Below are 8,131 nucleotides of genomic sequence, written 5' to 3'. Positions count from 1 at the left end.
CCTCTTTTTTAAACTTTATAGATCTCTCTCCCTGTTGCTCAAAAATCAGTTTTTCATCGTAAACTGCCTGTCTGTACATTTACTGCACCTCCTTTAAAGAGCTCAACAACAAATTTATATCTGAATCAGTATGCATCTCCGTTACATTGAATATCATGCTCTCTCCAAGATCTTTGTATTTATTGGATGTTGAAGTGTTTAACATATATCCGCCATGCACTCCTCTCTTCAAAAGCTCATCGTTTACTTTTTTCTCAGAGACTGGCAACTTTATCACACACTCATTGAAATGTACCGAACCTGAAAATGCTTTTTTGTACCCTTTGATCTTTGCTATCTTATCAAAAACACTGTTTGCTTTAGTAAAGTTCAGCTCTGCAACTTCTCTTAAGCCGCTTCCTCCAAGCATAGATAGATATATTGTAGTAGTAACCGCACATAATGCTTCGTTAGAGCATATGTTACTTGTAGCTTTTGCTCTTCTTATATGCTGTTCTCTGGTCTGAAGAGTCATTACAAATGCTCTCTTTCCAGATAGATCCTTAGACATTCCGATAAGTCTCCCAGGCATTTTTCTTACATACTCTTTTTTAGTGGCAAATATTCCTAGCAATGGCCCCCCAAAGTTCATGTAGCTTCCAAGAATCTGTCCTTCTCCTATGACTATATCTGCACCATATTCTCCCGGAGGCTTTATGAGCCCAAGACTTATCGGATTGATACCAACTATAAACACAAAGTCTTTGGATAGATCTCTGATTTTCATGACATTTTCATCAATTATGCCGAACATATTCGGGTTTTCAGCATATATTGCAGACGTATTTTCGTTAACCAGTGCTGAAAGCGCGTTTAAGTCCACTTTACCGGTTGCTGGCTCATATGGGTATTCGACTATCTTTACTCCCAGCCCATATAAATATACCTGCAATACTTTTTTCTTTTCTTCAAGAATATTTTTCGGAATTAAAATCTCTTTTTTCATGTTTATGGCATTTGCCATTCTTGCTGCTTCACCCAACGCAGTTGCAAAATCGTACATTGATGCATTTGCAACATCCATTTCTGTCAATTCTGCAATATAGCTCTGATATTCAAACAGAGTCTGCAACATTCCCTGGGATATCTCTGGCTGATATGGGGTGTATGCAGTATAAAATTCAGATCTCGATACCAGTGCTGCTACTGCTGCCGGAATATAATGATTGTATATTCCAGCGCCTATAAACATGGGCATTTCTTTGGCAGTTTTGTTTCTATTGAGTATAGCATTAGCCTGCGCAATCAGCTCCTGTTCCGTAATGCCATCCGGAATATCTATTCTGTCGATTCTCGCTTCTTTAGGAATATCCATAAATAGGTCATCTATGTTATTTATTTTAAGGAATTTTAGCATATCCTGTACGTCACTCATAAAACATCACCTTGTTGTAAAGGTATTGCATTGTTAAAGAAATAAGTTTCTATAAGCAATGACTTAAAATATTTCATCATCATTCGATATTCGAGCAGGTGTTAATAGATGGGCATAGAATTGTCTTCATATGATATATACAAATGGCTCGAAGAAAATTCCAGGTTTCTTATTGGCAGCTATATTCAAAACATTTACCAGATTGAAGATAAGATAATATTTAAAATACATAATAAAGAGTTTGGCAAAAAAGAGTTTATTATAGATTTTAGAGGGGCGATATATTTTGGTGAGCGGGAAGAAAATGAAATTTCACATTTTGCCAAGCAATTGCGTGAGATTCTTGAAAACTTGAAAATCTCTGGAGCTAGGCAAATAAATTTTGATCGAATTATAAGAATTGAAACGTTTATTGGAGTTTCGATTATAATTGAACTTTTCAGAGACGGCAATCTGATAATATTAAAAAACGAGGTTATAGAATTAGTTTACAGGCCAAGAGAATGGAAAACGAGAATCTTGAAAAAAGGGGAGATTTACAAGACCCCGCCACAATTTAAGGATCCGGATAGTATTGATAAAGCGACATTTAGGGCTTTATTTTTAAATTCTGACAAGAGCGTAGTAAGGACATTGGCAGTAGTATTGAACCTTGGCAAATATGGAGGAGAGCTGTGTTTTAGGGCTAATTTAGACCCTGATAAAATATCTAATACCCTATCTGATGATGAACTTGCAAAATTATATGAGTTGCTAAAACAATTTTTGAAAGAGCCTATTAAATCATGCATAATTGATGACTTTGGAGCCTCAGCAATAAAGTTGTATTCTAAAACTTGCTTAAAAGAATTTGAATCATTTAATGATGCTATTAGAGAACTTTTTTCAATAAAAGAGGAGATTAAGTCAGAAGCTCAAAAAATATATGAACGACAGTTAAAGGCTCTTGAAGAGATGGAAAAACAGGAAGCATTGCTCAGAAACACAGGTGAATTGATATATAGCAGATACCAGGAAATTGAATCTTTGATCGAAAATTTAAAAGGTAATATTAAAAAAGTTGGATGGGATGGTATCTACAAAAACCCTGAATCTTACAAAAAAGTAGATCCGAAAAATAAGTGTGTAACAGTATCCATACCGGAAGAGATTATCATATCTCCTGAAAAAACAGTGAATCAGATAGCACAGTATTATTATGACGAGGCTAAAAAATTAAAAAACAAGATTGATAATCTGAAAAAGATAATAAAAAAACCGGTTGAGAAAAAAGAAGTAAAAGCGAAGGTTGAAAAAAGAAGGATTTTCTGGTTTGAAAAATACAGATGGTTCATATGCTCAGATAATATTATTGTGGTTGGGGGGAAAGATGCAAAAACGAACGAAGAAGTTGTGAAAAAATATCTTACTGAGAAGGATAAATACGTACATGCAGATATTCATGGTGCTCCAAGCGTGGTAGTGAAAGGAGATTGCACGGAAAAGTGCCTGGAAGAGGCATGCTTGTTTTCACTGGCGTTTTCCAAAGCTTGGAATGCAGGGTATCATGCTGGTGACTCATACTGGGTCAATTATTCACAAGTATCCAAGATGGGAGAGAGTGGCGAGTATGTGGCTAAAGGTGCATGGATCATCCGTGGCAAGAGAAACTATTTTCATAACTTAAAGATTGAGCTTGCAATAGGATTGATCGATTATGAACGCACAAATCTATTGATGATCGGACCTGTATCGTCGTTAGAAAGGATTTCAAAACATTATGTAATAATCGAACCTGGAGAAGATAAAAAGTCAGATATAGCGAAGAAAATCAGGGACATATTCAAAACTTCTGAAGAGGAAATACTAAAGCTCTTACCTGGTTCCACTGCAAAAATAAAAGAAGAGATAAAAAAAGATTAGTCTTTTATATCAGACTTTTTAAATGCGATCCATCCTATTATCAAAAATACTACTATAGCGACTATTGCCATTCCAAACGATATAAGTGCTGCTTGCAAGTTAGTAATTTGCGCCAAAAACTTTGATCCACCGCCTAATCCCAGTGTGACTGAATACAATGCATTCGGATGCAAAAACGCCTCTTCTGTCGCAGAGGTAATAGTTCCAGAGCCTATGAACGGAAGTAACAAGAACCATGTCTGAAATTTATAAACCATTTCATATATTCCAAGCCCTATTTCCATTGCAAACATTACTCCGAAAGATCCAAGTATAGATGCCATAGAATTCTTAGATACAGAGCTTAGCATCATTGTAAATGCAGCATAAACCATAGTGCTTGTTGCCAGCGTCAATACCATGACTATCAGACGATAAAGGTTTGCCTGTGGCCCCATCATTATTGTAGATACAATGGTTAATATTATCCCTAGTATTACCATTTCTGCAATTACTATTATTAAAGATGCAATAACCTTCCCAAAATACACTTCTGTCCTTGATATGGGTCTGGCTAGCAATGGCACAATTGTACCGGTCTCAAATTCTCCTGAGATAGAGTTCATCGTTATAGGTGCACCCATTAAAAATAGAAATAAATATGTAGATAGAAACGCTAGTGAAAAATACCAGTAATCCTGTTTATCTGTAATATGAACAATGCTTCCTATATATATTGTGACCAGAAGTGCCAACGCTGTAACTATGCCTAAAGATATGTAAATCTTTAATTTTCTCAGATCCCAAGTTAGCTCGTACTTTATCACGCTTTTCAAGGCGTTTGATACTGAAAGCTCTTTCATCAGTTATTCCCCCCGTTTTTTAATAGCTCTATAAACGCACTTTCTAATGACTCAGTGATATAATCCATTCTCAATATCACTGCTCCTGTTTCTGTAATGGCCTTGGATATCTGGGATCTCACATCCTCACTGGTGTTCAATTCTAATAATATCTTGTTTCCTTCAATTTTAATATTTTTTATGAATGAATATTGTTTTAGTGCCCCAGAAATATTGTTTAATTTATCCACTTCTATTGCCAATATATTTTTCTTAGAAGCCGATGAGATGACCTCTGACACCGTGCCAGAAGTTACCAGTTTTCCATGATTTATGACTATTACATCATCGCAAATTTCTTCTGCCTCCTTCAATAGATGCGATGACAAAAATATTGTTATGCCGCTCTTTGCTTTCTGTTTAATCAGCTGCTTGATATCTACCATACCAACAGGATCCAATCCTACTGTCGGTTCATCCATTATTACCAGTTTTGGAGCGCCTAAAAATGCAACAGCAAAACCAAGTCTCTGCTGCATACCTTTACTGTATCCTCCTATTTTTTTATTAATGTCATTTTTTAATCCTACTTCTTCCAAAAGTTCCTTGGCCTGTTTTCTTAACGCATCTTTGGGTATCTGAGCCATTTCTCCGTATATCTCCAAGAGCTCCAATCCTGACAAATATTTTGGAAACTTCGGTAATTCAGGCATAAAACCAATATCTTTTCTTATTCTTGGCGAGTCTGTAGTCATTTTTTTGCCGAATATCTCTATCGTACCTGCCGTTGGCTCTAACAATCCCAGCATCATTTTTATGGTCGTACTTTTGCCCGCTCCATTTGGCCCCAAAAAACCCGTTATATTATTGCCAGATATTTCTAAGTTTAAACCGTCCACTGCAAAAGTGCCTCTTTTGTAGCTTTTTTTGAGATTCGTAGTCTTTATCACTATCTCTACCATGATTTCTACCTCTTTGATATATATATATTAATTATTTATCTTTCTACCAATATTATCCTCTATTTAAATATTACTTGTTTTCATTTAAATATCACTAACAAAATTGGGATCAATGCCGCCACTGCTATTCCCGCAAATATTACCCAAACAAAAATATTTGCAAAGTTGAAAGTCCAGCCTATTCCAAACCTTTTCTGTACCACAAACGATTTGTCATCCCTGTTGAAATATAGCGATCCTGCAATCCAGTATTTATCATCGTCTCTCATCACGATATTTGTTTCTTTTTCTGATACATTGAACTTCAACCTTGATCCGTGAGAACCAGCATATATTGACACAATTAATATCATTACCAATCCTACAAATACTGGAGAAATAATTATCAATATACTGTATGGGGAGGTGCCTAAAATTTTCCAGATCTCTAAATTTCCAAGCAACATTGTTATATTTACACACCATCCCATCACCATAATCATCTCTGCCATAACGTCCTTGAATTTATGTTCCTGCATAGAGCTGAGCTTTGGTTTTTGTGGGTCCAGTTCCTCTCTGCTCCTAAATATCATAAATGAGAGAATATAAAATAGAATCGTTAGCCCTACCATAACAAAGATTAGAGTAGAAAGATGTAATGGAGATTTTGTTGTCCAGCCGTTTGCAACTCCGCTAGCGTTGAAATGAATGGGTATAATCGCCGGCAATGAAGGATACACAAGAATCAATATAAATATAGATATCAAAATCAAAATTATGTTCGGAATAGACCACAAGAACATATTAAATTTTATCTTTTGTGGCTTTTTTTCTATTTTGGCAACTGTTCCTTCATTCACGTTAGCGTACCAGTTATTTTTAAGTTTAATGTTCAAAAGCAGTCGGTGAAAGAGATAATAATTTATGAACAGCAATAGAAGATAAATGAATAAAATAAATATGCTGGAGGAGGAGGAATAGAGCAATATCATCATCAAGACCGTGATAATTAAGGTATCTGTCCAGTAAAGTTTCCTGTAAGTTCCAATTATCTTCTCATTATAATATTCTGGTGGTATTCGTACTCCAAACTGCAAGTTTTTCGGAATTAGATAGGGCATTAAAAAATACATTAATCCAATAAAGAGCATTAAAAATAGCATTATATAAAACATTGCGTCAATCATTCATTTTCACCTTTTCGGTTAGTATTTTTTTTAATATATCAAATATTTCATTTTCAGACAAACCGTTAGCCAGCGCTTCGTTTATATGCTTCGCTTCTTCCTCTTTCCATTTATTAACAAAATCTGCATTTCTTTGAATTTTTTTCTGTACCACAAACTCTTTTTTTCTGTCCAGTATCAAAAATCCGTCATTTTTAAGTATATTGTACGCTTTGTTAACCGTATGAAAGTTGACCCCAAGACTTGCACTTAGTTGTCTTGCTGAAGGCAAAATTGTGCCTTCTCTTAACTCTCCAGAAACAATACCACTTATGATATTATCATATATCTGCTGATATATCGATTTTTCACTTTTTAAATTTATTGTTATATACATTCTCTATTTTTCATCTCTCTTTTTCTTCATTACCGCCCCTATGATCGTTATGATAACTCCTGCAATGAACAATATTAGTCCTATTACTGTTAAAACTCCAGTGATTAAAACATTGCTTACCTTTAGATAGGTATAGCTTAGTGCTGGAGAGCTGTTTGAAAATGAAACTATATAATATGTTCCCGTACCAAGATCATACACCTTTTCTGATCCTACACTGGTGGTGGGTGATATTGATACCTGTGGCAGATTAGTGCTATTGACTGTTGGTAAAACACTGTCTGTTACTACAGCTATTCCCGAACCCGCGTATGAGTATGTTAATATATTTTGGCCTGAAAAATTTAATGGCGATGAAATGTATTCTCCATTCTTATACTCAACCCATGTATTGCTTCTGCTAGTGTCATGCCCGGTGGAATATGCTGAGGCACTAAACATTACGATACCCACTATTAATATAACTATTCCTATGATCAACATTTTTTTTCTCATATTTGTTACCTCTGATATACCTGATATATATCACATATATTAATTTTTTCTTAGATAAATTTTATATCTTAATATAATATAGCTTCTACAAAGGTATAGATTATGGTACTCGACTCTATTTTTAACAAAGAGCTCAGATTACTTAATAAAACAGAAAGAGCTCTAGAAAAGGCTGAAAAGTTCAGAATCAGAGGGGATAATGTAAATGCCATTATCACTATTAATGACATTTTATCAGACATCAAAGCGCAAAAGGAAGAAATTGTGGACAATAAAAAGGATTTTTCAATAACTTTATCGAAGATTGCCGGATTTTTGAATCCTCTGGATAAAAATAAAGCTCTTGAAACTTACCAATTTTCGGTGGAATTTGATGAAAATAATATAAATGCAAGAATTGGCATGGCCTTGATTTTCGCTGAATCAAACAAGTTTGTAGATGCTCTTACCGTTATCTCTAAGACTGAGACTATTGAGCCAAAGAACCGGGCAGTGCTTGAAACGAAAGCATTTATTTATGAAAAAATGGGAGAAATTGATCATTTTATATCTGTGCTTGAGCTTCTTATCTCATATTATCCCGATGAATTCATATTTTATGATCGCATTTTAAAGTATAGACCATATGACGATAAGCTTTACATGAAAAAAGCGAAAATGTATTATGACAAAGAATTATACAAAGAATCTTTAATTTCATTGCAGAAGGTAACGGAGATTAATAGTGAAAACAGTGAGGCATGGTTTTATACAGGAATGTGCAGATATAAATTAAATGATTTACAAAACGCTTTACCGGCATTTCAGAATTCATTGAAAATAGATAAAAACAATCCTGAAACATGGCTTAACATCGGGCTGATATACAAAAAACTTGACAACCCAAAAAATGCAATTGAAAATTTTACAGAAGCAATAATGCTTGATCCGTTCAGTGCACTGACATGGTACCTGAAAGGGGATTCTTATATCAATCTAAAACAGTATGATGAGGC

General features: G+C 34.7%; 8 protein-coding genes. 2 read left to right on the top strand and 6 right to left on the bottom strand.

All coding sequences use genetic code 11. The features are described from left to right. Positions 1 to 79 precede the first annotated feature (79 nt). Positions 80 to 1,414, bottom strand: a complete 1,335-nt coding sequence (gcvPA, locus tag QXQ25_06350) for an aminomethyl-transferring glycine dehydrogenase subunit GcvPA (GenBank protein ID MEM0161322.1) — start codon at positions 1,412 to 1,414, stop codon at positions 80 to 82. A gap of 108 nt (positions 1,415 to 1,522) precedes the next feature. On the opposite strand from gcvPA, the gene rqcH reads away from it, so the two are divergent. After that, complete coding sequence (gene rqcH, locus QXQ25_06345) at positions 1,523 to 3,316, top strand: ribosome rescue protein RqcH (protein MEM0161321.1); 1,794 nt, start codon at positions 1,523 to 1,525, stop codon at positions 3,314 to 3,316. On the opposite strand, the gene QXQ25_06340 is transcribed toward rqcH, so the two are convergent. The 5 genes from QXQ25_06340 to QXQ25_06320 form a co-directional block, all read right to left on the bottom strand. Continuing rightward, a complete protein-coding gene (locus QXQ25_06340; GenBank protein ID MEM0161320.1) occupies positions 3,313 to 4,158 on the bottom strand; it encodes an ABC transporter permease subunit in 846 nt (281 codons plus the stop codon). The two genes, rqcH and QXQ25_06340, sit on opposite strands and share 4 nt — an antisense overlap. Next, positions 4,158 to 5,099, bottom strand: coding sequence for an ABC transporter ATP-binding protein (locus tag QXQ25_06335; GenBank protein MEM0161319.1), 942 nt, complete (start codon positions 5,097 to 5,099; stop codon positions 4,158 to 4,160). Before QXQ25_06335 ends, QXQ25_06340 begins: the two co-directional genes overlap by 1 nt. A gap of 80 nt (positions 5,100 to 5,179) precedes the next feature. Continuing rightward, complete coding sequence (locus QXQ25_06330; GenBank protein MEM0161318.1) at positions 5,180 to 6,265, bottom strand: DUF1648 domain-containing protein; 1,086 nt, start codon at positions 6,263 to 6,265, stop codon at positions 5,180 to 5,182. After that, positions 6,258 to 6,641, bottom strand: a complete 384-nt coding sequence (locus tag QXQ25_06325; GenBank protein ID MEM0161317.1) for a GntR family transcriptional regulator — start codon at positions 6,639 to 6,641, stop codon at positions 6,258 to 6,260. Before QXQ25_06325 ends, QXQ25_06330 begins: the two co-directional genes overlap by 8 nt. Before the next feature lie 3 nt (positions 6,642 to 6,644). After that, the gene (locus QXQ25_06320) at positions 6,645 to 7,136 is read right to left on the bottom strand and encodes a hypothetical protein (protein ID MEM0161316.1); all 492 of its coding nucleotides are present in this window, start codon (positions 7,134 to 7,136) and stop codon (positions 6,645 to 6,647) included. A 102-nt stretch (positions 7,137 to 7,238) separates the two neighbouring features. Here QXQ25_06320 and QXQ25_06315 point away from each other — a divergent pair. Continuing rightward, positions 7,239 to 8,131: tetratricopeptide repeat protein (locus QXQ25_06315; GenBank protein ID MEM0161315.1), on the top strand; the 893-nt coding region annotated here is incomplete at its 3' end.

It is taken from the genome of Thermoplasmata archaeon (assembly GCA_038729465.1).
Classification (GTDB): Archaea; Thermoplasmatota; Thermoplasmata; order Thermoplasmatales; family ARK-15; genus JAVRLB01.
The sequence above is the reverse complement of the archived record's forward strand: the minus strand, read 5'-3'. Positions and strand labels throughout refer to the sequence as shown.

What these genes read in the sequence shown, in the direction of transcription:
- QXQ25_06320 (MEM0161316.1), bottom strand. Translation starts at nt 7,136, where the DNA reads ATGAGAAAAAAAATGTTGATCATAGGAATAGTTATATTAATAGTGGGT.
- QXQ25_06340 (MEM0161320.1), bottom strand. Translation starts at nt 4,158, where the DNA reads ATGAAAGAGCTTTCAGTATCAAACGCCTTGAAAAGCGTGATAAAGTAC.
- rqcH (MEM0161321.1), top strand. Translation starts at nt 1,523, where the DNA reads ATGGGCATAGAATTGTCTTCATATGATATATACAAATGGCTCGAAGAA.
- QXQ25_06335 (MEM0161319.1), bottom strand. Translation starts at nt 5,099, where the DNA reads ATGGTAGAGATAGTGATAAAGACTACGAATCTCAAAAAAAGCTACAAA.
- QXQ25_06330 (MEM0161318.1), bottom strand. Translation starts at nt 6,265, where the DNA reads ATGATTGACGCAATGTTTTATATAATGCTATTTTTAATGCTCTTTATT.
- QXQ25_06325 (MEM0161317.1), bottom strand. Translation starts at nt 6,641, where the DNA reads ATGTATATAACAATAAATTTAAAAAGTGAAAAATCGATATATCAGCAG.
- gcvPA (MEM0161322.1), bottom strand. Translation starts at nt 1,414, where the DNA reads ATGAGTGACGTACAGGATATGCTAAAATTCCTTAAAATAAATAACATA.